The sequence below is a fragment of the Methylocaldum szegediense genome (assembly GCF_949769195.1).
Classification (GTDB): domain Bacteria; phylum Pseudomonadota; class Gammaproteobacteria; order Methylococcales; family Methylococcaceae; genus Methylocaldum; species Methylocaldum szegediense.
Map to the genome: position 1 here is coordinate 3,911,192 of NZ_OX458333.1, position 23,130 is coordinate 3,934,321.

The 23,130-nt window shown below is 58.5% G+C and carries 23 protein-coding genes; 22 read left to right on the forward strand and 1 reads right to left on the reverse strand.

Translation table 11 applies throughout. From position 1 onward, the window contains the following. Window positions 1-85 precede the first annotated feature (85 nt). The 4 genes from QEN43_RS16985 to QEN43_RS17000 all read left to right on the forward strand — a co-directional run bounded on the left by QEN43_RS16985 (window position 86) and on the right by QEN43_RS17000 (window position 3,667). Complete coding sequence (locus tag QEN43_RS16985) at window positions 86-1,102, forward strand: NAD-dependent epimerase/dehydratase family protein (protein WP_026609501.1); 1,017 nt, start codon at window positions 86-88, stop codon at window positions 1,100-1,102. 52 nt (window positions 1,103-1,154) lie between these two features. Beyond that, the gene (locus tag QEN43_RS16990) at window positions 1,155-2,273 is read left to right on the forward strand and encodes a Rieske 2Fe-2S domain-containing protein (protein ID WP_026609502.1); all 1,119 of its coding nucleotides are present in this window, start codon (window positions 1,155-1,157) and stop codon (window positions 2,271-2,273) included. Window positions 2,274-2,462: 189 nt separating this feature from the next. After that, window positions 2,463-2,861, forward strand: a complete 399-nt coding sequence (locus tag QEN43_RS16995; protein WP_026609503.1) for a Dabb family protein — start codon at window positions 2,463-2,465, stop codon at window positions 2,859-2,861. Window positions 2,862-3,148: 287 nt separating this feature from the next. Continuing rightward, window positions 3,149-3,667 (forward strand): metal-dependent hydrolase, encoded by a 519-nt coding sequence (locus tag QEN43_RS17000; RefSeq protein WP_036267964.1) that lies wholly within the window; start codon window positions 3,149-3,151, stop codon window positions 3,665-3,667. A 51-nt stretch (window positions 3,668-3,718) separates the two neighbouring features. Here QEN43_RS17000 and QEN43_RS17005 read toward each other — a convergent pair whose 3' ends face one another. Continuing rightward, window positions 3,719-5,005 carry a YhjD/YihY/BrkB family envelope integrity protein gene (locus tag QEN43_RS17005; protein ID WP_036267966.1) on the reverse strand — a complete coding sequence of 429 codons (1,287 nt, stop codon included), beginning with the start codon at window positions 5,003-5,005 and terminating at the stop codon, window positions 3,719-3,721. Window positions 5,006-5,301: 296 nt separating this feature from the next. Here QEN43_RS17005 and QEN43_RS17010 point away from each other — a divergent pair, with 296 nt between their 5' ends. The 18 genes from QEN43_RS17010 (at window position 5,302) to QEN43_RS17095 (ending at window position 23,123) form a co-directional block, all read left to right on the forward strand. Further along, window positions 5,302-5,955: a hypothetical protein gene (locus QEN43_RS17010; RefSeq protein WP_026609505.1), complete on the forward strand. Its 654-nt coding sequence runs from the start codon at window positions 5,302-5,304 to the stop codon at window positions 5,953-5,955. A gap of 644 nt (window positions 5,956-6,599) precedes the next feature. Further along, a complete protein-coding gene (locus QEN43_RS17015) occupies window positions 6,600-7,100 on the forward strand; it encodes a flagellar basal body-associated FliL family protein (RefSeq protein ID WP_051331490.1) in 501 nt (166 codons plus the stop codon). Window positions 7,101-7,102: 2 nt separating this feature from the next. After that, window positions 7,103-8,152, forward strand: a complete 1,050-nt coding sequence (fliM, locus tag QEN43_RS17020) for a flagellar motor switch protein FliM (protein WP_084161720.1) — start codon at window positions 7,103-7,105, stop codon at window positions 8,150-8,152. Window positions 8,153-8,262: 110 nt separating this feature from the next. Then, a complete protein-coding gene (gene fliN, locus QEN43_RS17025; protein ID WP_202901121.1) occupies window positions 8,263-8,625 on the forward strand; it encodes a flagellar motor switch protein FliN in 363 nt (120 codons plus the stop codon). Beyond that, window positions 8,622-9,041 (forward strand): flagellar biosynthetic protein FliO, encoded by a 420-nt coding sequence (gene fliO, locus QEN43_RS17030; RefSeq protein ID WP_026609507.1) that lies wholly within the window; start codon window positions 8,622-8,624, stop codon window positions 9,039-9,041. Before fliN ends, fliO begins: the two co-directional genes overlap by 4 nt. After that, window positions 9,038-9,805, forward strand: coding sequence for a flagellar type III secretion system pore protein FliP (gene fliP / locus QEN43_RS17035; RefSeq protein WP_036267969.1), 768 nt, complete (start codon window positions 9,038-9,040; stop codon window positions 9,803-9,805). The genes fliO and fliP overlap by 4 nt, the downstream gene beginning before the upstream one ends. Window positions 9,806-10,423: 618 nt before the next feature. Then, window positions 10,424-10,693, forward strand: a complete 270-nt coding sequence (gene fliQ / locus QEN43_RS17040; RefSeq protein WP_026609509.1) for a flagellar biosynthesis protein FliQ — start codon at window positions 10,424-10,426, stop codon at window positions 10,691-10,693. A gap of 7 nt (window positions 10,694-10,700) precedes the next feature. After that, window positions 10,701-11,471, forward strand: a complete 771-nt coding sequence (fliR, locus tag QEN43_RS17045; RefSeq protein ID WP_026609510.1) for a flagellar biosynthetic protein FliR — start codon at window positions 10,701-10,703, stop codon at window positions 11,469-11,471. Between the two features lie 11 nt (window positions 11,472-11,482). Then, entirely contained in the window at window positions 11,483-12,625 is a 1,143-nt protein-coding gene (gene flhB, locus QEN43_RS17050; RefSeq protein WP_026609511.1) for a flagellar biosynthesis protein FlhB, read from the forward strand. Window positions 12,626-12,730: 105 nt separating this feature from the next. Next, on the forward strand, window positions 12,731-14,821 hold the full coding sequence (gene flhA / locus QEN43_RS17055) for a flagellar biosynthesis protein FlhA (protein ID WP_051331662.1): 2,091 nt from the start codon (window positions 12,731-12,733) through the stop codon (window positions 14,819-14,821). A gap of 68 nt (window positions 14,822-14,889) precedes the next feature. Continuing rightward, on the forward strand, window positions 14,890-16,269 hold the full coding sequence (gene flhF, locus QEN43_RS17060; RefSeq protein WP_026609513.1) for a flagellar biosynthesis protein FlhF: 1,380 nt from the start codon (window positions 14,890-14,892) through the stop codon (window positions 16,267-16,269). A 28-nt stretch (window positions 16,270-16,297) separates the two neighbouring features. Beyond that, window positions 16,298-17,128 carry a MinD/ParA family protein gene (locus tag QEN43_RS17065; protein WP_036267972.1) on the forward strand — a complete coding sequence of 277 codons (831 nt, stop codon included), beginning with the start codon at window positions 16,298-16,300 and terminating at the stop codon, window positions 17,126-17,128. Further along, window positions 17,125-17,907, forward strand: a complete 783-nt coding sequence (locus QEN43_RS17070) for an RNA polymerase sigma factor FliA (RefSeq protein ID WP_051331491.1) — start codon at window positions 17,125-17,127, stop codon at window positions 17,905-17,907. The genes QEN43_RS17065 and QEN43_RS17070 overlap by 4 nt, the downstream gene beginning before the upstream one ends. 55 nt (window positions 17,908-17,962) lie before the next feature. After that, window positions 17,963-18,349, forward strand: coding sequence for a chemotaxis response regulator CheY (gene cheY, locus QEN43_RS17075; protein WP_026609515.1), 387 nt, complete (start codon window positions 17,963-17,965; stop codon window positions 18,347-18,349). A 23-nt stretch (window positions 18,350-18,372) separates the two neighbouring features. Then, entirely contained in the window at window positions 18,373-19,110 is a 738-nt protein-coding gene (locus tag QEN43_RS17080; RefSeq protein ID WP_026609516.1) for a protein phosphatase CheZ, read from the forward strand. Window positions 19,111-19,122: 12 nt separating this feature from the next. Continuing rightward, complete coding sequence (locus QEN43_RS17085; protein ID WP_026609517.1) at window positions 19,123-21,303, forward strand: chemotaxis protein CheA; 2,181 nt, start codon at window positions 19,123-19,125, stop codon at window positions 21,301-21,303. 24 nt (window positions 21,304-21,327) lie between these two features. Beyond that, a complete protein-coding gene (locus QEN43_RS17090) occupies window positions 21,328-22,377 on the forward strand; it encodes a protein-glutamate methylesterase/protein-glutamine glutaminase (protein WP_026609518.1) in 1,050 nt (349 codons plus the stop codon). A gap of 2 nt (window positions 22,378-22,379) precedes the next feature. Then, a complete protein-coding gene (locus tag QEN43_RS17095; RefSeq protein ID WP_026609519.1) occupies window positions 22,380-23,123 on the forward strand; it encodes a flagellar motor protein in 744 nt (247 codons plus the stop codon). The last annotated feature ends 7 nt before the right edge of the window (window positions 23,124-23,130 follow it).

Consider the following 23,130-nt stretch of genomic DNA (forward strand, 5'->3'; position numbering starts at 1 on the left):
TGAGCCGGTGAAGCAGTTCTCAGGCTTTTTCTTCCGGGCAAGCATGCTACCATCCGGTCTCGACGCCATTAAAAACGGACTTGATATGAACTCGGGAAGAGTGCTCGTCACCGGAGCGACCGGTCATCTTGGTGCTAATCTTGTACGCCGACTTCTGGCCAACGGCGAGGAAATCCGTGTATTGATACGGCAGGGGCCAGACAATGAAGCTTTGGCCGGCCTAGGCGTGGAGCGGGCCTACGGCGATCTTCGCGATGCCGGGGCGGTTGATGCAGCCGTGCGCGGCTGTTCCCAGATCTATCATTGTGCGGCGCTGGTCTCAACTATAGACGGCAACGCCGCCCATAAGCGGGAAGTCTTCGAGACCAATGTCCTGGGAACGCGTCACATTCTGCAAGCCGCTGCCCGCCATGGCGTGGACAAGGTCGTGGTTTCCGGCTCGCTCAGCGCCACCGGCTACGAGGCTGGTCTTCCTAGCCACGAGGGCATGCCGTTCTATCCGTTCGATCGCCATTTGCCCTACGGTTTCACAAAGCATCTAGCGGAACATGAGGCTTTACGCGCCCATGCGGATGGGCTCAATGTGGTCGTCGCCACTTCCTGTGCCATCGTGGGTCCCCATGACTACAAGCCGTCTCGCTTCGGGCGGGTGCTTATCGACTACGCGCATGGCCGGCTTAAGGCCTACATCCCGGGAGGCTTCGAATTCGTCTCTGCCCGCGATATCGCCGAAGGACATGTGCTCGCCATGCGGAAAGGCCGTTCCGGGCAGAAGTACATCTTCAGTACCGCTTATGCCAGCGTGGACGAGCTGATGTCGCTGTACGAGCGGGTCACCGGACGGCCGCCGCCCCGGCTGCGCTTGCCCGCCCCGATCATGGCCGCGGTGGCGGAAGTGGCCGACAAGACCTGGTTCCGGCTGTTTCCCAATCGACCGCGGCGCTTCACCCCCGCCGCAGTACGCCTGCTCCGCATGCAGCGCCGGGCGGATCACGGGAAGGCAAGAGAGGAACTGGGCTATCGTCCTACCAGCCTAGCCGAGGCGATTCAGGAAGCCTACGAGGATTTTGTGCGCCGCGGGGTCATCAGCCCGTCGAAATGAAACGGCTTTTGGTCGCCGCTATCCGCCTTGGATGACATGGAGAGTACTGACGATGAGGAATGCACAAGACCTATCCCGGCGATCGCCGCCCGATTTTTTTGAAGCCGAGAATTCCCGGCAAAAGGCACGTGCCGCGGGTTTGGATCCGGACCGCTGGTACGCGGTGGAATACGAGCGCGCGGTTAAGAAAAGGCAGGTAAAGGAAATTGTCTTCTGGAAGACCTCCATCGCCCTGTTCCGCGGCGACGACGGTAGGCTCGCGGCCGTGCAGAACCGCTGTCCGCACCGCCAACTCAAGCTCACCCACGGCGTAGTGGACCGGTGCCGTCTGCGCTGCGCCTATCACGGCTGGGCTTTCGATCGCGACGGCCGGTTGGTCGATTATTCTCATGATAGTTTCGGCAAGTCTCTCATCAAGCACCAGTTGCGCACCTACCCGGTACAAGCCCGCTACGGCCTAATATGGTTGTTTCCCGGCAATCCCGCGCTTGCCGAAGAGCGCAAGGTTCCCGAAATTCCGGAACTCGGTAGAGACCGTCCCTGGCCTAACTTCACAATGGATTTCACTTGGCGCGCCCACCATTCCATGGTGATTGACAATATCTGCGACTTTTCCCATGCCTTCCTACATCGAAAATACCGTCCTTTCGTCGACGCGAGGCTGACCCGTCACGAGGCCAGCGAGGACCGGGTTTACCTGACTTACGATGCTGATATGGCTGCTGGACCGATTTCGAGGGTCTTCGTCGACCGGGCACGGGTCAACACCCGATCGATCGAGCTCTGTTACGAATACCCATATCAATGGACCAATACTGGGGACAGCATCAAGAACTGGTCGTTTCTACTGCCTATCGACGAACAGACCACGCGCGTGTTTTTCCTGTTCTATTTTGACAGTCTCAAGATTCCGCTGCTGTCCAGAAAAACGCCGCGGTGGCTGACCCAGTTGGTGCTGAATATCGCCAAGCACTTGGTGTTCAAGCCCATTCTTTCGGAGGACGGTTTCGCCCTGGAAGCGGAACAGCAGGCTTACGAGCGGCATTGGGACGCACCGCCCATCGAGCTCAATCCCGTCGTGCCGCTGTTTCAGCGGTTAACAGCGCGAAAATGGGAGAATTACCTTGCCCAAGCGGGGGCTGCATCGGCCTCGGAAGCCGGTCCTCGCTGATGTCCTGCACGGGCCGGTCGAACGAGGTTATGGCGATCGTGAGTCGACAGAGGGTCATGCTACTATCGTCTCGATCTCCGGAAACCCCAGTTGTGGGACATCGCTCTCGGCATTCCGGCCTTGAAAATCGGCAGGACTCCGCAACGAGCGGTCGGTCCTGCTCCATTCGATCGACAAATGGGGAATTGCATGAAACGAACGGTAGTCTTTGTCTTCTTGTTGTGGATTCTAGGGTTTGGCGCCGTAAGTTCGGCTGAGGTTGCGTCGCCGGGCTCGGGGCGCATACATCACGTCGTGATCGTTTGGCTCAAGGATCATGGCAGTTCGGAGGCGCGCCAGCAGTACATCGAAGCGACCCGATCGCTAGCCAAACTGCCGATGGTGTCGAGCTATCGCGTGGGAACCCCGCTGCCTGGCAAGCGAGACGTTGTCGATAGTTCGTACGACGTGGCTATCGTGGCGACGTTCGAGAAAGCTAAGGCGCTGGACGAATATTCGCGGCATCCGGACCACGATAAGGTGATCCACGAGAAGCTGAAGGACTTGGTGGACAGAGTCGTCGTATACGATTTCCTCGAAGCCCAATGAGGTTTCTCCCGTTGTCCGGCCGCTTGTATTCTTCGACATCGATCGGCTTGCGAAAACAGCGTCACGAGTCGAGCCCGCTGGAGATTTCTGCGATCAAGCGCGATTGAGGTTGAAGCGCGTCGTCGGATCCGGATGGTCGCCGTCATACTTGAAAGGCGTGATATCGGCGGGTGATCGCCGACCGCGGTGGCCGTTGTGACAGGGTTCGAAGCGGCTGGTAATGCCTTACTCCGAGATCACGCCTTCACGGAAAGGAATAATGTAGATTCGGTGTTCGGGGCCGGACTATGTCTACCATCGTTTCACACGCGGCGGTTCCTATCGCGCTGAGCGCCTGTTTTCCGGAAGGTATCCTTTCGCGGGAAGCTGTTCTATGCGGTGTCGTCTGCTCGATGATTCCGGATCTGGACGTGATCGGTTTTGCATTCGGGGTGCGTTACGACGATCCCTGGGGGCACCGCGGCATGACGCATTCGATTTTTTTCGCCGTTTGTCTCGGAGCGTTGCTGACGGCGGTTTTGCCGTATACCGGCAAATCATGGCCGCTGTTTCTGTTCTTGTTTCTTTCGACCGCATCCCATCCCCTGATCGATGCGCTCACCGATGGTGGCCTGGGTGTCGCGCTTTTCGCGCCGTTTTCGAAGAGGCGTTACTTTTTCGCCTGGCGGCCTCTTGCCGTGCCGCCCATAGGCATCCTCGCGTTCTTTTCGGCGTACGGGTGGCATGTGCTGAAAAGTGAGATGCGATGGATTTGGCTCCCCTGCGGTCTCGTATTCGGTATCGCGCACGCTCTCAGGGAGCTTTGATGAGTTGGTGGCGGAATGTATCGGCTGGGGCCCAATAGACCGAAAGGAAACTCAGGAATCGACCAAATCCTTTAGAGACACACCCTCGGTTGCCTGCAGGGTGCACGCGTGGAGCTTCTCCAATAGATGATCGACGGCGGATATCGAGAGGGTCTTTGGGTCGATCGGCAGCGACTCGGCAGGCGAGGTTCGTATCGCTTCCAGAATCTCGGACAGCGCAATGGTCGACGGATCCCGGGCCGGAATCAATGCCGACGGTTCTTCCGTCGCGGCCAGAATTAAATTCCGTTTTTTCAGCGTGTCGACGACGTTTTCGATCACGAGTTCGGGAAGAGCGAGTCTCTGGCTCAGAGTATCGATTGTCCAGAGAGGATTCCCCATGCGGAAATGTTTCGCGATCAAGTACATGATGAGGAAACCGAGACGATCGAACAGTTGAGGACTGAGTTTGATGTCTCGGTGGGGCAGATAGATGTAGTGCGGATGCTGGTGATAGTACGAAATCTGAGCGCCGATCAGCAGTATCAGCCAGCTCACATAGAGCCAGATCATGAACACGATCAGAATCGCGAAGCCCGAGTAGATGGCGGCATAGCGGGTCGAATTCACCACGAATTCGGCGAACAGCCATCCCGCGGCTCGCCAACTGATGCCTGCCACGATTCCGCCGACCAAGGCCGACCGGAAATTCACGTGCGTATTCGGGATAAAGCGATAGGCGAAGGTGAAAGCACCGATGATGAGCAGGTACGGCAGGATCAATCCCACAAGGTAATACAAGGTCCCGAACGGTTGCCGACGGATGATCATCTGCGCGATTTCGGTGTTGGCCATGGACGCGATAAGGCCGAGCGCGGAAAAAACCAATACCGGTCCCACGAGAAGAGCGCTCAGATAGTCGCTGAAGCGTCTTTGAAAGCTACGCAATCGCGTGACCCGCCACACATAATTGAACGATTCCTCGATTTTTTGCAGCAGGGAAAGAACCGTGTAAAACAACATCGCGAGGCCGACGAAACCCAATACCCCGACTCGGATGTTGCTGACGAATTCGATGATGCGGTTAACGATCTCTGCACCTTGCTCTCCTAACGGCGCCACTAGTTCCAACAAGATCGGCTCCATTTGATTGTGCACGCCGAATGCGGTGAGCACGGAAAAGCTGACCGCAAGAAGCGGGGCCAAGGACAGCAGCGTCGTGTAGACGAGACTCATGGCGCGGTAGTCCAGAGTGCCTTCCTGAATGTCGCCGATCAGCCTTTTGATTAAAGCTTTTACATAGTCGAACCGGTTTCGCAGCGAGGCCGCATCAATCGATCTCCAAGGCCTGTTTTTCATCGCATTCGATCCGGAGACTCTTGACCCCAAAAGGTATCGATATCTCATTACGGGGGTTCACTGAACTGCAGGGGCAATCAGATATTTCGACTCCACGGAACCGGGAATGTGCATCGGGCGCCGGTAACTTATTCGGCGAGGCTATAGTTCGGCGTCGTGCGTAGGCTGTCTGTCGCGGTCTTGTCAGTATTTGCCAGCATTCCCGAAATTAACTGCTATCTTGAATGTGGCGTGCGAACGACATTGTGTATGTTCAATCGCAATTCATTTGTCAATAAATCGAAAAAGGAAATGAAATGTTAAGAAAGCCGTCGTTGATTGTTGCTTCGCTAACTGTGGGAATGATGGTTTCAGCTACCGTTTCCGCCGATATCGTCATCACAAAAGGGAATGGATTGACTCAAACGCTAGTCGAGTCTTCGATTCATTACGAGGATTTCGGCAACGACGATATCGACTGGCCGGCGATATTATCCAATTACGAGGGAGACACCCAGCTCGGGCAGGTTGTCATCGCGTTGAATAAACAAAAATCACAGGTGACATGCTCGGTGCTGGGCAAGGGATACGATCTGCACGTCGTTCGTGATTCAAGAGGAAACCCGATCATGCTTCCGAACGGCCTACCCCTGATAGCACCTGCGCATCTTCGACACGTCGTTACCTGTACTGATCCATCGGATCCTTTGAAGCTGTCGCGGCTGAACACGGATGGCGATACGCCGGAGAGTTTCTCGCCATACTCCCGGGAGTCTTATCCCTGTAAATGGGCGGTCACGGAAATCATGTATGTTAAGGCGCCACGGCTACGCGTAGGACCTATTGACGTTCCCGGAAATACCGGAATGTTCGCGAAGGTTACCGGCGGTACTATTAAAGCCAAGGGCGTAATCGATGTATGTACCGGCCAAAATGTATTTACCAGTATCAGCGGAAAACTCTTGGAGTGAGGTCGGCCGCTATCGTCGATCGCGATTCCATGGAGTTCAAGGAATCGGCTAAGCCCGTTGTCCCGGATGATATCGATTCCTTTCCCCATTTACTTTTTCGGTGTCGGCATGCACAAAACTGGCAACCGACGTTTTTAAGAGCCTATAAAGGCTGTTTGGCCCGAGCTTGTCGATGCCTCAATCGGAGCTTTTACATGGAAGCTCCGATTGGGCTTCCATTTCAGGGAAGCAGTCTGTGCAACTCAATCGATCTAGCGGGCCTGACTAACTCAATCATGCCAGACATTCCCTGCGCGGAACCGTGAGCGGCGCCCCGTGCCCCATTAGGCCTCGCTACACGACGTTATCTCGCTTTCCGCGTGAGTCCGGTGCAATCCATGCCTAGCCTGCTCGCGTTCCGCTTCGACTTGCGGACGTGTTCCAAGGGACTTATTCAGAGCTTCCTTGTGCGACGCGCTTAATTCCCCAGTTCGCCGATGACCGGTGGGCGCATTTTCCGAGCGTCCAAATTTTGGCGCGCCGTCGGGTTCCGTTTTGCGCCAACGTGACGAAAACCGTTCATGACAGGCTAACGCTCTGATGCTGTTAGATTTTTTTCTAGGCATCATTGTTGCTGTAAGCGGCAAAAAAGTCGGAAGAATGCGATGGCGCAGCAGAACAAGCTGGATTTGAGCGAAGAACAGAAGAAGTCTTCCAAGAGCGTCGTTTTCATCGTTTTGGGAACCGTGTCGGGAACGCTCGTCGCCGTGTTTGCGGCGCTTTATTTGCTGGGGATCGTTCCCCCGCAGCATAGGCCGGTGGGTGACGCGGAGGCGCGTGAGCTGCCAATGATTTATTTCACGATGGAACCGGCGTTTGTGGTTAATTTCAAGAGCAACCCGGATGCGCGTCTGCTCCAGCTTGGACTGAGCGTGGCATCGAGAAATCAAGCGGTGATCGATACAGTCAAGAAGCACTCGCCGATGATTCGCAACAACGTGCTTCTGTTGTTGAGCGCTGAGGAGCCTGCCGCTCTCAGGACGGCCGAGGGCAAGGAAGCGCTGAGGGCAGAGTTACTCAAGGCAATCAACGGGGTCGTGCTCAAACAAACGGGTTACAAGCAAGGTGCCGAAGAGGTGTATTTCACCGCTTTCATCATGCAATAGCCATGGCCGTTCACGATCTTTTGACCCAGGAAGAAATCGACGCCCTGCTGCACGGCGTCGACGAAGGTGATATCGAAACCGAGTCGGATATCGATTTTCGAAGCGACGAGGTGCGACCCTACGACTTCACCAGTCAGGATCGCATCGTGCGCGGGCGGATGCCCACGCTGGAGATGATCAACGACCGCTTCGTTCGGCATTTCCGTATCAGTCTGTTTAACTTCCTCAGACGCTCCGCGGAGATTTCGGTACTCGGCGTTCAAGTTCTGAAGTTCTCGGAATACGTGCACAGCTTGCTGGTTCCGACCAATCTCAACGTCATCCGGCTCAACCCGCTGCGCGGGCGGGGGCTGATGGTCATGGAGCCGACCCTGGTGTTCACTGTCGTGGACAATTTTTTCGGCGGCAGCGGCCTTTTCCACAACAAGGTCGAGGGACGCGAGTTCACTCCGACCGAAATGCGGATCATTCAGATGCTGCTCGATTTGATCTTCAAGGATATGAAAGAAGCGTGGGCTCCGGTCATGCCGATCGAGTTCGAATATCTGGGTTCGGAAGTGAATCCTCAGTTCGCCAACATCGTAAGTCCCGCTGAGGTCGTCGTAGTCTCCTCCATTCATATCGAACTGGAAGGCGGAGGAGGCGATCTGCACGTCACACTGCCGTACTCCATGATCGAGCCGATACGGGAGCTTTTGGACGCCGGGATCCAGGGGGACAGAAGCGAAGATTTGGATGGCCGTTGGCGTACCGCGCTGCAAGCGGAAATTCTGGATGCCGAAGTCGAACTGCACAGCACTCTGGTGGAAAAAACCGTGTCTTTGGATGCCATGCTGCGGTTGAAAGCCGGCGACGTGATTCCGATCGAGATGCCGGAAACCGTCACGGTCTTCGTCGACGATGTCCCCGTGTTCCGCGGGAAGGTCGGGATCTCGAGGGGCAGTTACGCAGTGGAAATCTTGGAGAAGATCAGGCGTACCAGCAGCGACAAAGAACGCTTAATCGGGGAACGCTTGATCGGGGTATTGAAAAGGGGAGTTGAACGAGTATGAGCGACGAACAGGAAGAACCGACGGAAAGGGTCGGCGGCACGGGCAAACCGAAAGGTTTCGCCGACGATTGGGCAGCGGCGCTATCGGAGCAGCGAGAGGCTGCCAAAAAAATGGCTCAGCCTCCCCGTCAATCGGCGCCTTCAGCGGCGGAGCCTGCGACCTTCGAAGAGCTCGGGAAGTCGCAGCCGGCAGCCGGTACGGCAAGATCCGAAGACATCAATCTGGACGTGCTGTTGGACGTCCCGGTGACGATTGCGATGGAAATCGGCCGGGCCAAGATCAATATCCGCAATTTGCTGCAACTGACGCAGGGCTCGGTGGTTGAATTGGACCGTTTGGCGGGCGAACCCATGGACGTGCTGGTGAACGGTACACTGATCGCCCACGGTGAGGTGGTGGTGGTCAACGACAAGTTCGGCATCCGCCTGACCGATGTCATCAGCCCCTCGGAACGGGTGAGAAAGCTGAAATGAAGAGGGGGTTCCCGATCTGGGCATCGCTGCTGATATCGCCGGTTCTGCTGGCCGATTCCGTGCCGGCTTTGCCCGAGACCTTACCTGCGATGGGTATGACGAAGAGTTTGGGCGGATTGCTGGCGGTCTTGACGCTGATTCTTGCCTTGGCCTGGCTGCTGCGGCGTTTCGGCACGTTCTCCCGGCTTGCGCCCGGGCGTTTCCGTGTGTTGGCGGCGGTGTCGCTGGGTTCGCGGGAACGGGTCGTGCTGTTGCAGGCTGGGGGAAAGCAATTGGTGCTGGGCGTGGCGCCGGGGCGGGTCGAGACCTTATGCGTTCTGGAAGATTCTGAAATGATCCCGGTCGAGGGCGGCGCGCCAGCAGCCGAGGTCTCGTTCGTGGAGCGTCTGCAAGAACTGACGGGGCGACGGCCATGAATCGCCGATTGCGCATCTCCTTGACGACTCTCGGGATGATTTCGGCCCTGTTGGCGTTGTCGACTCTCCCGGCGCAAGCCGCTCCCGGCATCGAGGCGTTTACGGTGGCCACTAACGGCCAGGGCGGCCAGACCTATACGGTCACCATACAGGTCCTCGCGCTGATGACAGCGCTGACCGTGCTGCCTGCGTTGCTGCTCAGCATGACCTCGTTCACCCGGATCATGATCGTTCTGGCCATCCTACGCCAGGCGCTGGGTGCCGGGCAAACGCCCAACAATCAGGTCTTGCTCGGCATTTCGTTGTTTTTGACCCTGTTTACCATGCTGCCGGTGTTCGAGCAGGTGAATGAGCAGGCTCTGCAACCTTATCTGAAGGAACAACTCGCGCCGGGCGCGGCTTTGGAGCGCGCCGCGGTGCCGTTCCGCGAGTTCATGCTCAGGCAGACGCGGGAGTCCGATTTGGAACTGTTCGCGCGCATTTCAGGGAAGGAGGAGATTTCGAGCCCTGAGGAAACCCCGTTTTCGCTGCTGGTGCCGGCTTTCATGACCAGCGAGCTGAAAACGGCCTTTCAAATGGGATTTCTCTTGTTCCTGCCGTTCCTCATCATCGACCTGGTAGTGGCCGCCATTCTGATGTCCATGGGCATGATGATGCTTTCCCCCATGATCATTTCCCTGCCTTTCAAGCTGTTGCTGTTCGTCCTGGTAGATGGCTGGGCACTGGTGGTCGAGACTTTGGCGGCCAGTTTTTTCGTCGAATAGGACTGTATAAGCAGGTATTTGAGTATTTTCTAAAGATGTACGGCATTCCGGAATCGTCCCGTATGGCGCGCCCGAGCATCGTCGGCTGGAGCCGGAACTGCCCGAAGGGGCACGCGAGGGATCGCGTGCGGCGACAGAGGTACAGGGACGTGCCTTCTGTCGCCCCCGGCGTAAGCCGGCGACGCGCAGGATCAGCGCGCCATCCGGGTGCCCGCCGATTCGCACCCTCCTTGGCGCGAACCCTTCGGGCGCACTCCGTGCGTCCAAATCGGCTCCCGGCCGATTTGTCTTTTGGTTACTTTTCTTTGGGCACGCAAAGACAAACTCGCCGGGAGCGACCATTCCGCTGGGAGCAGAATGGGACGAACAAGGTTCGCCCGAAGGGCAAACCCCAGGGATGGGGTTTGCAGAAGTAACTCGCCCGCGGGGCGAGACCCGCTTCGAACTTACTTGCTGCCGGAGGCAGCTTCCTTATTTTCGAGCGTACAGCAACGATGAAAACCCTCCAGGGAGAGGTCTCGAGATTACCCGTTACTTTGCCAAGGACTGGCGACGTGTTGATGCCCCTCTAACCCTGCCACGGGTAACAATAGGATTTGACTTCATTACGAGCCGTACATGACACCCGAAACCATTGCCGCCTTGGGCCAGCAAGCCATGACCGTTACCCTCCAGATCAGTGCGCCCATGTTGCTGGCGACGCTCGCCGTGGGTTTGTGCATAGCCTTGTTTCAGGCGGCCACCCAGATCAACGAAATGACGCTTACCTTTGTGCCCAAGCTCATCGCCATCGCCATCGTGCTGATGCTGTCCGGGCCATGGATGCTGCAAATTCTGATCGATTACACGCGGTCGCTAATTCGCAGCATACCCAGTCTCATAGGTTGAGATGCCGTTGCAGTTCAGCGAAAGCTATCTTCTCGCGCTGCTTGCCGGTGTGGCCTGGCCTTTCTTCCGCGTGAGCGCGTTGTTTCTTTCGATCCCGATTTTTACCGGCCATATGGTCCCGATGCGGGTCCGCGTCATGCTGGCGGTTTCCGTCACCTGGCTGATTTCACCGACCCTGCCGGCCATGCCCAACGTGGCCCTGTTCAGTCTGTCGGGGTTTTGGATCGCCGTTCAGCAATTCTTGATCGGCCTCGCGATCGGCTTGGTTTTGCACCTGGTATTTGAGGCCATCGTTTTCGGCGGACAAAGCGTCGCCTATAGTATGGGGCTCGGTTTTGCGTCCCTGGTCGATCCACGGACCGGCGTGCAGGTTCCAGTCATCGCCCAGTTTTACCAGATCCTCTCGACGCTGCTGTTCCTAACCATGGACGGACACCTGGTGGTCATTCGGCTTCTGGTCGAAAGTTTTTACGCGCTGCCGGTGGGGTTCGCCGGTTTGAGCGCCGAAGGAATGAGGCAATTGGCGCTGTGGGCGAGCCGCTTATTCGCGGCCGGTGTCCTGCTCTCGCTGCCCCTGGTGACGGCTTTGCTGCTAGTCAATCTAGGATTCGGCGTGGCCAGTCGCGCGGCGCCCCAACTCAATATCTTCTCGGTCGGATTTCCGGTCAGCTTGGGATTGGGGCTGTTTCTGATCGGTATCAGCGTGCCGGACGTACTCAGCCTTTTTTCCGGTTTTCTCGATGAGGGATATCGGCTGATGACGGCGGTATTGCAGTAGCAGGGGAGGTCATGGCCGAGGAGTCCGATCAGGAACGAACAGAGGAACCTACCAGTAAACGCCTGAGCGACGCGCGGAAGAAAGGACAGGTCCCGCGTTCCCGCGAATTGAATACGCTGGTTCTGCTATTGACCGGTTCGGCGGCGGTGTTCGCTTTGGGCGGCAGTCTGACGCAAAGCCTGTGGCAAATCATGGAGGGCGATTTTCGGCTTGAACGCCGCGATCTTTTCGATCCGACGGCGCCGCTCGCCCATCTCAGCCGGGATCTGTTGGCTGCGGGCGAGGTCTTGTTGCCGTTTCTCGGCCTGGCGGTATTGGCCGCCCTAGCGGCGCCCATGATGCTGGGTGGCTGGAATTTCAGCAGCGAAAACCTTCTGCCCAAGCTGGAAAAGCTCGATCCGCTGAAAGGTTTAGCTCGCATGGTGTCCGTGCAGGCGCTCGCGGAAGTCGTGAAATCAGTGCTGAAGTTTCTCCTGATCGGGTTCGTGACCGGCGAGCTGCTGATGACCTATTTCGACGATCTCATGGCTCTCGGCAGGATCCCTTTGCTTCCGGCCGTGAACGAAACCGTGCACCTCCTCATAACGTTCATGTTCTGGCTGTGCGCGTCCTTGGGGTTGATCGCGGTTCTGGACGTGCCTTTCCAGCTCTGGAGCTACAAGCGCCGGTTGAAAATGACACGCCAGGAGGTCAAGGATGAGATGCGCGAAATCGAAGGTAAGCCGGAGGTCAAGAGCCGGATTCGCAGTCTGCAGATGGAACTGGCGCGCCGCCGCATGATGGACGAGGTGCCGAAGGCGGATGTGATCGTGACCAACCCGACTCATTACGCGGTAGCCTTGAAATACGACCAGGCCAGCATGAAGGCGCCCCGCGTGGTCGCCAAAGGCGCGGACCTGGTGGCGGCACAGATCCGTACTCTAGCGCTAGGTGCCGGTGTGCCGCTTGTGTCGGCGCCGCCGCTCGCCCGCGCGCTCTACGCGTCGACCGAACTCGGCTGTGAAATACCCGCCGGGCTTTATTTCGCGGTCGCCCAGGTGCTCGCTTACGTCTATCAGCTCAAGGCGGCTCGGGTTTACGGCGGCGATATTCCGACGCCGCCGACCGAATTCAAAATACCTGAAGAGTTTCTGAGTCGGTCCAACGGCGCATAAGGGCCTGGCGGTCGGCGTTTTTCCTGGGTTTTTCCAACTTGCGGCTATTCGGCACGAAACGTGATTGCCTTCGGTGTCATCGAAGGTTTTCTACGATTTTCCGTCATGGCCGCAATCGTACTCGAAAGAATTAAAGTCGTCGGCACGCTCGGTCTGGGCGCGCCTCTCGTCATCCTTCTCATGATGATGATGATGGTGCTGCCGCTGCCGCCGTTTCTCCTGGATCTCCTGTTCACGTTCAATATCGCGTTTTCGCTGCTGATCCTGCTGGTTACGATTTACACGCTGCGCCCGCTGGATTTCGCCGTGTTTCCCTCGGTTCTTCTGGTCGCCACGCTGCTTCGGCTGAGCCTCAACGTGGCTTCGACCCGAGTGGTTCTGCTGGAAGGGCACCAGGGGCCCGACGCGGCCGGCAAGGTGATCGAGGCCTTCGGCGAATTCGTGATCGGCGGCAATTACGCCGTGGGCATGGTCGTGTTCATCATTCTGGTCATCATCAATTTCGTGGTGGTGACCAAGGGCGCCGGGCGCGTGTCCGAGGTCAGCGCACGGTTCACCCTGGATGCGATGCCCGGCAAACAGATGGCGATCGATGCCGACCTCAACGCCGGCCTCATCAATCAGGAAGAAGCCCGGGCAAGACGCCAGGAAGTTTCGCGCGAGGCGGATTTCTACGGTTCGATGGACGGCGCCAGCAAGTTCGTGCGGGGCGATGCCATCGCCGGCATTCTCATACTGCTCATCAACGTGATAGGCGGTTTGATCGTGGGCATGCTGCAGCACGGTCTGTCGTTCTCCGAGGCTTTGCACAACTACACCTTGCTCGCCATCGGCGACGGACTGGTGGCCCAGATTCCCTCGCTGTTGCTGTCGGTCGCATCGGCCATGATCGTGACCCGGGTGTCCAGCAGCAGCGAGAACATAGGCGCTCAGTTCAGTGCTCAATTCTTAGCCGATCACAGGCCGCTCGGGCTTTCCGCGGGTGTGGTCGGACTTTTGGGGCTGATTCCGGGCATGCCGAATCTCGCCTTTCTGCTCTTGGCCGCCGCCTTGGGCTCTTCGTCCTATGCCATTTTCAAACGCCGGCGCCGCGAGCGCGAACAGGCGGAAGCCCGGGTCGCGGCGCGGCCTCCGGGCTCACCCGAGGTGAAGGAACTCGGCTGGGATGATGTGATGTCGGTGGATCTCATCGGGTTAGAAGTGGGATACCGCCTGATTCCGCTCGTCGACAAGAGTCAGGGCGGGCAGCTCACGTCGAAGATCAAGGGTGTGCGCAAGAAACTATCCCAGGAACTCGGATTCCTGATCCCGTCCGTGCACATCCGGGATAATCTGGATTTGGCCCCGAATGCTTATCGCATCAGCTTGCTCGGCGTCATCGTGGGGGAGGCCGAGGTGTTCCCGGATCGCTTGATGGCTATCAACCCCGGGCAGGTCTACGGAACGTTGAACGGCATCGAGGGCAAGGACCCGGCTTTCGGCCTGGACGCGATCTGGATCGACCCGGATCAGCGCGAGCACGCGCAGACGCTAGGCTATACCGTGGTCGATCCTGGCACGGTGGTGGTCACGCATCTCAGTCATTTGCTGCAGTCCCACGCTCATCAGCTGCTCGGACACCAGGAAACGCAGCAGCTGCTCGATATGCTCGCCAAATCCATGCCGCGGCTGGTTGAGGATTTGACGCCTAAAACGCTACCTCTCAGCGTCATCGTGAAAGTGCTGCAAAACCTTCTTCAGGAAAACGTGCCGATCCGCGATATGCGAACCATCGCCGAAACTTTGGCGGAGTTCGGCGGCAGAAGCCAAGATCCCGGCGTTCTGACTGCGGTGGTGCGCGCCGCGCTTGGACGGCTGATTGTCCAAAAAATCAGTGGCTTGGAGAAAGAAATTCCGGTTCTGACCCTGGATCCGGATCTGGAACAGTTGTTGCAAAAAATCCTCCAAACGGCCGGGCAAGAGGGGGCGGGCATCGAACCGGGATTGGCCGAGCAACTCCTCAAGTCTCTGGAAGAAAAGGCACAGAAGTTGGAAATGGAGGGGCATCCCGCGATTCTGCTGGTGTCCTCGCCAGTAAGGCCATGGTTGGCGCGCTTCGTACGCCATTCGATTCCGGGACTCAATGTTCTGGCCTACAACGAGATTCCGGAAGACCGGCAGGTCAGGGTGGTGGCCAGCATCGGTCAACGCGGGTAAGTAGGCCGCGAGCGCGGGCTCAATACAAAGGTTCCGAGAAAAGTCTTCCGAAAGACTAGGGCATAGGCATGAAGATCAAACGATATTTCGCACCCGATATTCGCCAGGCGATACGGATGGTCCGCGAAGAGCAGGGGCCGGATGCCGTCATCCTGTCCAACCGCAAAGTGGACGGTGGTGTGGAGATCGTCGCGGCCCGCGACTTCGACGAGCAACTGTTGTTGGAGCGGGCGAAATCGGCACCGACCGGTGCCGATACCGAAGCTTGCGCGAAGGCCGAGACGGATGCGAGGCGGCGCGCCGAGGAGGCTTTTCGCGAGGCCTTGGGCAAGGCTGCCGCCGCGCCGGAGACTGCCACGGGCGATTTGCGCAAGCCAGCTCCGCTGTTTTCGAGACCGGACGGACAGGCTAGCCCGACGGTCGAGCCCGCCGCCTTGAAGCCGGCCGCACAGTCCCGACGGGATCGTTCGGAGGAGGCTGCCGCTAGGTCGCCGGAACCGACCACGCCTAGCCCGGACGCCGACGCCCTGAAGCAGGTGCAACAAGAGCTCAAACAGATGCGGCGCCTGATCGACGCCCATTTGAGCGAGACCGGATGGCAGGCGGCGGCGAGCAGGAATCCGACCCGACTGGATTTGTTGCGTCGTTTGAGCGCGCTCGGTTTTTCCAAAAAACTCAGCCTGGAGCTCGCCGAACGGCTGGGTGGCGTCAGCGATGCCGATGTAGCCTGGCAAGCCGTTCAGCATGTCTTGGCTCGGCAGATTCTGCTGGCCGAAGACAGTCTGCTCGACTACGGCGGTGTGGTTGCCCTAGTGGGGCCGACCGGCGTCGGGAAAACGACGACGATCGCCAAGCTGGCGGCTCGCTTCAGGCTCAAGCATGGTCCCCGGCAGATCGCACTGATCACCACCGACAACTACCGCATCGGAGCGCACGAACAGCTCGCCACCTACGGCCGCATCCTCGACGTGCCGGTTCGGGCCGCATCCAGCGTCGAGGATTTACGTCAGCTGCTGTCCAGTTTCTACGACAAGCGCCTGGTGCTCATCGATACCGCGGGGATAGGGCAGCGGGACCGGCGCTTGGCCGAGCAAGCCGAGTTGTTCGCCGGTGTCGACATGCCGATCAAATCGTATCTGGTCCTGTCCGCGGCCAGCCAGTTGCGTGTCATGCAGGAAGCAGTGAACGCCTTCAAGGTGTTTTCTCCGTCGGCTTGTATTCTGACCAAACTGGACGAAACCGGCCAGCTCGGTGCCGGCGTGTCCGCGGTCGTGGAAAACCGGCTTCCGCTTGCATTCTTGTGCGACGGACAGCAGGTTCCGGAGGATCTGCACGTCGCGAGAACTCATCTATTCTTAAACCGGTGTTTTGCCGAGCAGCCCGGCACCGAGGCTGTCGGCGGCCCGATGCCTTCCTATGAAGACTGGATCGTCCATGCGAATGTTTGACACAGACCAAGCCGACGGAATTCGACGTATGGCGCCGCCGAGACCGGTGCGCGTCTTGGCGGTGAGCAGTGGCAAGGGAGGGGTCGGCAAGACCAACGTTGCCGTCAATCTAGGGGTCAGCCTGTCCGAGTTGGGCCGCCAAGTGGTCCTTTTGGACGCTGATCTCGGGCTCGCGAACGTCGACGTGCTCCTGGGGCTGCAGCCCCAGTTCAATCTGTCCCATGTGTTGAGCGGTGAGCGCACTCTGGACGAAATTCTGATCGAAGGGCCATCGGGCCTCAAAATCGTGCCAGCCTCGTCCGGCATTCAGCGCATGTCCGAACTGACCACTGCGGAACAGGCGGCGGTGATTCGCGCGTTCGGGGAAATGAATCAGAACATCGACGTACTGCTGGTGGACACTGCGGCGGGGATCTCGGGGGGCGTGGTCAATTTTGCGCGTGCCTGTCAGGACATCGTTCTGGTGGTGTGCGACGAACCTACATCGCTCACCGATGCTTACGCCTTCATCAAGTTGCTCCACCGAGACTACGGAGTTCATCGCTTCCAAATCCTGCCCAACATGGTTCAGGACTATCAACAGGGGCGGGCTTTGTTCTCTAGGCTGTGCCGGGTGACCGACCGCTATCTCGACGTGACGCTCGATCTTCTGGGCGTGGTTCCCGACGACGAGCACGTGAAGAAAGCGGTGCAAAGGCAAACGCCGGTGGTCATCGCCTATCCGCACAGCAAGGCGGCGCAGGCGTTCCGCAGCTTGGCGCAGAAATTGGACGCCCAGCCGATCTCTGGGCAATCCAGCGGCCGGCTGGAGTTTTTCGTGGAACGCATGATTCAGTACAACCGTGCGGCGGCCTTATGAGCGGTGTTGCTTTGTATGCATCGGTGCAGGCGCCCGGCTTGGAAGCCCTCGTCGGGCAGCATGCACCGCTGGTCAAGCGAATCGCCCACCATCTCATGGGCCGGCTGCCGTCCAGCGTACAGGTGGAGGACTTGATCCAGGCCGGTATGGTGGGTTTGTTGGAAGCGGCCCGCCAGTACGACCACAAGCAGGGCGCCAGCTTCGAGACTTATGCCGGGATTCGAATACGCGGCGCCATGTTGGACGAACTCAGGCGTTACGATTGGACCCCGCGCTCGGTGCATCGCAAAGCGCGTGATGTAGCGGAGGCGATACGGGTTATCGAGGCCAGGACCGGCCGCGATGCGCGCGATGCGGAAGTCGCCGAGTATTTGGGGCTGACGCTGTCTGAATACCATCAGGTCCTCCAGGACACCGTGAGCTGTCGCATGTTCAGCTTGGACGAACTGCTGGAGTCGGGGGATACGGTCTTGGATGAGTGCGAGGATTCCGCCGCGCCTCCGGTCGAAGCGTTGACCCAGTCCGGCTTCGCCGAAGCACTGGCGGATGCCATCGCCGGGTTGCCGGAGCGTGAGCGGTTGGTGATCTCGCTCTATTACGAGGAAGAGCTCAATCTGCGCGAAATCGGCGAAGTGCTTGGGGTCAGCGAATCGCGGGTGTGCCAGCTTCAAAGCCAGGCCATGTTGCGTCTTCGGGCGAGGATGCAGGATTGGCTGGATATTGAGCAATCCGCCGCGGCCCGGCCGAAGGGTCGGCGTAAGGCCGTATCGAAAGCTTGAGGCTCGGATGCCCGATGACTCGAAAGATCAATAGCGGAACGAGAGGTGAGCGTCCTTGAACAAGAACATGAAAATCCTGGTTGTGGATGACTTTTCCACCATGCGAAGGATTATCAAGAACCTGCTGCGCGAGCTTGGGTTCAACAATATCTTCGAAGCCGATGACGGGCAGAGCGCCTTGCCCAAACTGCAATCGGGGGAAATCGACTTTCTAATCACCGATTGGAATATGCCGGGAATGACGGGCATCGATCTGCTGCGCGCGGTGCGCTCCAATCCGAGCATCTCCCAGCTTCCGGTGCTGATGGTGACCGCCGAGGCTAAGCGCGACCAGATCGTGGAGGCGGCCCAGGCCGGCGTTAATGGCTACGTGATTAAACCGTTTACCGCGGCGACCTTGCAGGAGAAGATCGAAAAGATCTTCGAGCGCCTGGAAGCCTGAGCAAGACCGGCTAGAGGCGGGCAATGACCGATATTCAACCGTCCGCCGAGGTGCGGATCGAACAGGTGCGAGCGCTGCTCGCGGCTCTGGAGAGGGGTGACCACGAATCGGCCGACCGTATTCTCGATGACATCGGGCGTGTCCGGGAAACTCTCATGTTCCGGGAAATCGGCAAGCTGACCCGCCAGCTTCACGACACGCTCGCGAATTTCGCTTTAGACGGACGCATTGCGGAACTCGCAGAAAAAGAAATCCCCGACGCCAAGGAGCGCCTCAACTACGTCATTGCCATGACCGAGCAGGCTGCGAACACGACGTTGAACGCCGTGGAGTCCATCCTGCCGTTCGCCGAAAGCCTTCGCGAGCGGTCCAACGAGTTGGGGGCTCAATGGCGGCGCTTTCGCCAGCGGGAAATGCCGTACGAGGAATTCAAGTCGCTCACCCAGGACCTCACGCAGTATTTCGATGTTTCCGCAGGACATTTGGAGACCATTCAGCGGAGTCTGACCGAAGTGCTCATGGCGCAGGGATTTCAGGACCTCACCGGGCAGATCATTCGGCGCGTGATTCGGCTCGTTCAAGATCTGGAACACAATCTGGTCGATCTGATCCGCATTTCGGGGCGGCGCATCAAGCCGTCCGACGAAAGCGCGCAGGATCTCAAAGTACAGACGCTCGGCCCGGCCGTTCCCGGCGTGGACAAGGACACCGTGCAGAACCAGGACGATGTGGACAGTTTGCTGTCGAGCTTGGGCTTCTGAAGGTCCCACGCCATGGCGATCGATCTTGACGACGAAATCGTTCAGGACTTCCTGGTCGAAGCCGGAGAAATACTGGAAAAGCTCAATGCTCAGTTGGTCGAGCTCGAGCAGTCGCCGGACGATTACGACTTATTGAACGCCATTTTTCGGGGGTTTCATACCATCAAGGGCGGGGCAGGTTTTCTCAACCTCACGGCCTTGGTCGACGTTTGTCACAGAGCCGAGGACGTGTTCAACGCGCTCCGGCAGGGCGAACGGCGCGTCGACCCGGCACTGATGGACGTCATTCTGGAAGTCTTGGACGTCGTCAACACCATGTTTCGGGATATCCGCTCCGGGCACGATCCAGAGCCGGCTGATCCCTCCCTGATCAATAAGCTGAAAGCACTGGCTCAGCCGCAAAGCGAAGCGGATCCCGTCGCCAATGGGAAAGTGCCGGCATCTACTGGAGCCAAAGCAGCTCCGTCCCCGAGCAGCGTTGTGGAACAAGCGCTTGCGGCGATGCTGGAACCCGCTCCGACCGACGATCCGCCAGGGCCGGATTTCCAATCATTGTCGGACCCGTCCTTGGCCCGCTCGAAGGTCGGAACGACGAGTCCCGATTCGGACGAGATTACCGAGGAGGAATTCGAGCGCTTGCTTGACGAACTCCACGGTAAGGGCAGGCATGGCGGTGTACCCAAGGCTGCGCTGCCGAAAGCGCCCAACACCGAGCCGGAGGACGAGATTACGGAAGAAGAGTTCGAGCGCTTGCTTGACGAACTCCATGGCAAGGACAAGCACTCGGGCGTACCCGGCAACGCGATTCCGGACGCGCCGACATCGGCAGTCGAAAGCGATCACATCACCGAGGAAGAATTCGAGCGTTTGCTGGATCAGCTTCACGGCAAAGGCCGGCACGGTGGTGTGCCGAAGCAGGCGATCACCCATTCGCCCGCCATACCCTCGGTGCCTGAGGACACGCGTGGCACGCCGAAAAAGCTAGCCGAGCCGACCAAGGCGCTGCACGCTCCCGCCGTAGAAACCACGGTGCGCGTCGATACCCAGCGTCTCGACGAGATCATGAACATGGTGGGCGAGCTGGTCCTGGTCCGAAATCGCTTCAAAACTTTGAAGAGCGCGCTCAACGATGAAGAGATCGCGAAGGCTGTCGCCAATCTAGACGTGGTGACCTCGGATCTTCAGCTGTCGGTCATGAAGACGCGCATGCAGCCCATCAAGAAGGTCTTCGGCCGTTTTCCGCGCGTGGTGCGGGATTTGGCCAGAAGCCTCAACAAAGAGGTACGGCTCGAATTGCGCGGCGAGGAGACCGATCTCGACAAGAATCTCGTCGAAGCCCTGGCCGACCCTTTGGTGCACCTAGTGCGCAATGCGGTCGACCACGGTATCGAGACGCCGGAAGAGCGGACCGCGGCGGGCAAACCGCGTGAGGGCTTGATTGTCCTAACCGCGTCGCAAGAGGGCAATCACATCGAATTGACCATCGAGGACGACGGCAAAGGCATGGATCCAGAGGTACTTCGGCGCAAGGCCGTGGAAAAAGGGTTGATGGACGCGGAAAGCGCGGCGCGTTTGGACGACAAGGACTGTTACAACCTCGTTTTCATGCCCGGTTTTTCTACCAAGTCGGAGATTTCCGATGTTTCGGGGCGGGGCGTTGGTATGGATGTGGTCAAGACCCGGATAGCCCAGATGAGCGGTTCGGTCGCGATCGATTCGGTTAAGGGGAAGGGCAGTCGTATCACCATCAAGCTGCCGTTGACTTTGGCCATCATGCCGACCTTGATGGTGAAGCTGAACGATCAACCGTTTGCGCTTCCCCTGGCGAACGTCGTCGAAATCCTCGACCTCGATCTCAAGAAATCCAACACAGTCGACGGACAGTTAGTCGTACTGGTCCGCCAGCGGGCCTTGCCGCTGTTCTATCTGAAGGAATGGCTGATTCCGGGCTATCGCCACGACAGAAGCCGGAAGGAGAGCTCCGGTCATGTGGTGGTCGTGAACGTCGGGGGCCGGCATGTCGGCTTCGTGGTCGATCACCTGGTCGGGCAGGAAGAAGTCGTCATCAAGCCACTAGGGGCAAAACTCCGCAATGTATCTGGCATGGCCGGTGCCACGATCACCGGCGATGGCAAGATCGCCCTCATTCTGGACGTGCCGGGCTTGATGAAGCGGTACGCCTCTTTACATTGAACGCTGAGCAGCCGCGAGGTTTTCATGACGATTCGAGTCTTGGTGGTGGACGATTCCGGCTTCATACGCAGGAGGCTGACGGAAATCTTCAATGCCGATGCTGATCTGGAGGTGGTGGGAAGCGCGGCTGATGGCGCCGAGGCGGTGCAGAAAGCTGCTGCCCTGAACCCGGATGTCATCACCATGGACGTGGATATGCCGGTTATGGACGGTATTACCGCCGTGCGCCACATCATGAAGGAACAGCCCACGCCGATTCTGATGTTTTCCGCCTCCACCAAGGCCGGAGCCAAGGCCACCTTGGACGCTCTCGAAGCCGGAGCCATGGATTTCATGCCCAAGCAATTGCAGGAGATCAGCGGAGACCAGGATTTGGCCAAGCGTATCCTGCGGCGCCGGGTTCGTGATCTCGCCGAGCATGCGGGAAGGCTGAGGCGGCTGCGTCGGACGTCGAAGCCTGTTACCGCGTCGTCCGCTGCTGGAACCGGCGCTGCCAAGACGTCGATTCGGGATTTCCGTTTGCTAGTGATTGCCGCGTCTACCGGAGGGCCGGTAGCGCTACAGAAAATTCTGACGGCGATTCCGGAGACCGCGTCGGTTCCCATCCTCTTGGTTCAGCACATGCCGGGAAACTTCACCAGCAGCTTCGCCGAACGGCTGGACCAGCTCTGCCGCATTCGAGTCAAGGAAGCCCGGAACGGCGACGAATTGAGACCAGGCGTCGCGCTTTTAGCGCCGGGCGGTTTTCAACTGGAGTTGAGCGAGCACAGGGCACGGAAGACGGTCGTCGTTCGTGAGAGCGAAAGTGGAGAACATTTTCGCCCTAGTGCCGACGTCACCTTTACATCCATAGCCAGAAACATGCCCGGCAAGGTTCTCGCCGTCGTACTTACCGGCATGGGTTCGGACGGGAAGCTCGGAGCAGAAAGATTGAAAGCCAAGGGCGCGGTCGTCTGGGCTCAAAGCGAGCAGAGCTGCGTCGTTTACGGCATGCCAAAAGCAATCGTCGACGCCAACCTAGCCGATTGCATCTACGATCTGGACGAGATGGCGGGCGAGCTGAGGAACCTTTAGGCATGGACCCTTTAAGCGTCATCGGATTGATTCTCGGCGTCGCCGCAGTCCTGGGCGGCAACTGGCTCGAGGGCGGACACGTAAATTCGCTGCTGAACGGGCCGGCGATCGTGATCGTGTTCGGCGGCACGCTGGGTGCGACCATGCTGCAGACACCGCCGGCGGTGTTCTTCTATGCGGTGAAAATGCTCAAGTGGGTATTCGTGGCTCCGCCCATAGACCATAAGGAGCAAATCAAGAAGATCGTCGGCTGGAGTGCGCTGGCGCGGCGGGAAGGTTTGCTCGGCCTTGAAACCTTCATCGGCGAGGAGAGCGATCCCCTGGCGAAGAAGGGGCTTCAGTTGCTGGTCGACGGCAACGAACCCGGGATGATCCGGGATAGTCTGGAGGTGGAAATCTATGCTCGGCAGGAGCGGGACTTGGTCGCGGCCAAGGTATACGAGGCGATGGGAGGCTACGCGCCAACCGTCGGCATTATCGGTGCGGTGATGGGCTTGATTCACGTGATGCAGAATCTGTCGGACCCCGCCAAACTGGGAAGCGGCATCGCGACGGCTTTCGTGGCGACGATCTACGGCGTCGGTTTCGCCAATCTGGTCGTGCTTCCCATCGCCAACAAGCTGAAATCCCGTGCGCAGGCCTACAGCCAAGCGCGCGAACTGATTCTAGAAGGCATTATCTCCATCGCGGAAGGTGAGAATCCGCGAAATATCGAGATGAAGCTGACCGGTTTTCTCGACGGATGACGTTACG

Coding starts and splice junctions, on each gene's coding strand:
- fliP (WP_036267969.1), top strand. CDS start 9,038: ATGAATCGCCGATTGCGCATCTCCTTGACGACTCTCGGGATGATTTCG.
- QEN43_RS17015 (WP_051331490.1), top strand. CDS start 6,600: ATGGCGCAGCAGAACAAGCTGGATTTGAGCGAAGAACAGAAGAAGTCT.
- QEN43_RS16995 (WP_026609503.1), top strand. CDS start 2,463: ATGAAACGAACGGTAGTCTTTGTCTTCTTGTTGTGGATTCTAGGGTTT.
- QEN43_RS17080 (WP_026609516.1), top strand. CDS start 18,373: ATGACCGATATTCAACCGTCCGCCGAGGTGCGGATCGAACAGGTGCGA.
- fliO (WP_026609507.1), top strand. CDS start 8,622: ATGAAGAGGGGGTTCCCGATCTGGGCATCGCTGCTGATATCGCCGGTT.
- fliN (WP_202901121.1), top strand. CDS start 8,263: ATGGCTCAGCCTCCCCGTCAATCGGCGCCTTCAGCGGCGGAGCCTGCG.
- flhA (WP_051331662.1), top strand. CDS start 12,731: ATGGCCGCAATCGTACTCGAAAGAATTAAAGTCGTCGGCACGCTCGGT.
- fliM (WP_084161720.1), top strand. CDS start 7,103: ATGGCCGTTCACGATCTTTTGACCCAGGAAGAAATCGACGCCCTGCTG.
- QEN43_RS17090 (WP_026609518.1), top strand. CDS start 21,328: ATGACGATTCGAGTCTTGGTGGTGGACGATTCCGGCTTCATACGCAGG.
- QEN43_RS17095 (WP_026609519.1), top strand. CDS start 22,380: ATGGACCCTTTAAGCGTCATCGGATTGATTCTCGGCGTCGCCGCAGTC.
- QEN43_RS17010 (WP_026609505.1), top strand. CDS start 5,302: ATGTTAAGAAAGCCGTCGTTGATTGTTGCTTCGCTAACTGTGGGAATG.
- fliQ (WP_026609509.1), top strand. CDS start 10,424: ATGACACCCGAAACCATTGCCGCCTTGGGCCAGCAAGCCATGACCGTT.
- flhF (WP_026609513.1), top strand. CDS start 14,890: ATGAAGATCAAACGATATTTCGCACCCGATATTCGCCAGGCGATACGG.
- QEN43_RS16985 (WP_026609501.1), top strand. CDS start 86: ATGAACTCGGGAAGAGTGCTCGTCACCGGAGCGACCGGTCATCTTGGT.
- QEN43_RS17085 (WP_026609517.1), top strand. CDS start 19,123: ATGGCGATCGATCTTGACGACGAAATCGTTCAGGACTTCCTGGTCGAA.
- flhB (WP_026609511.1), top strand. CDS start 11,483: ATGGCCGAGGAGTCCGATCAGGAACGAACAGAGGAACCTACCAGTAAA.
- QEN43_RS17000 (WP_036267964.1), top strand. CDS start 3,149: ATGTCTACCATCGTTTCACACGCGGCGGTTCCTATCGCGCTGAGCGCC.
- QEN43_RS17005 (WP_036267966.1), bottom strand. CDS start 5,005: ATGAAAAACAGGCCTTGGAGATCGATTGATGCGGCCTCGCTGCGAAAC.
- QEN43_RS17070 (WP_051331491.1), top strand. CDS start 17,125: ATGAGCGGTGTTGCTTTGTATGCATCGGTGCAGGCGCCCGGCTTGGAA.
- QEN43_RS16990 (WP_026609502.1), top strand. CDS start 1,155: ATGAGGAATGCACAAGACCTATCCCGGCGATCGCCGCCCGATTTTTTT.
- QEN43_RS17065 (WP_036267972.1), top strand. CDS start 16,298: ATGGCGCCGCCGAGACCGGTGCGCGTCTTGGCGGTGAGCAGTGGCAAG.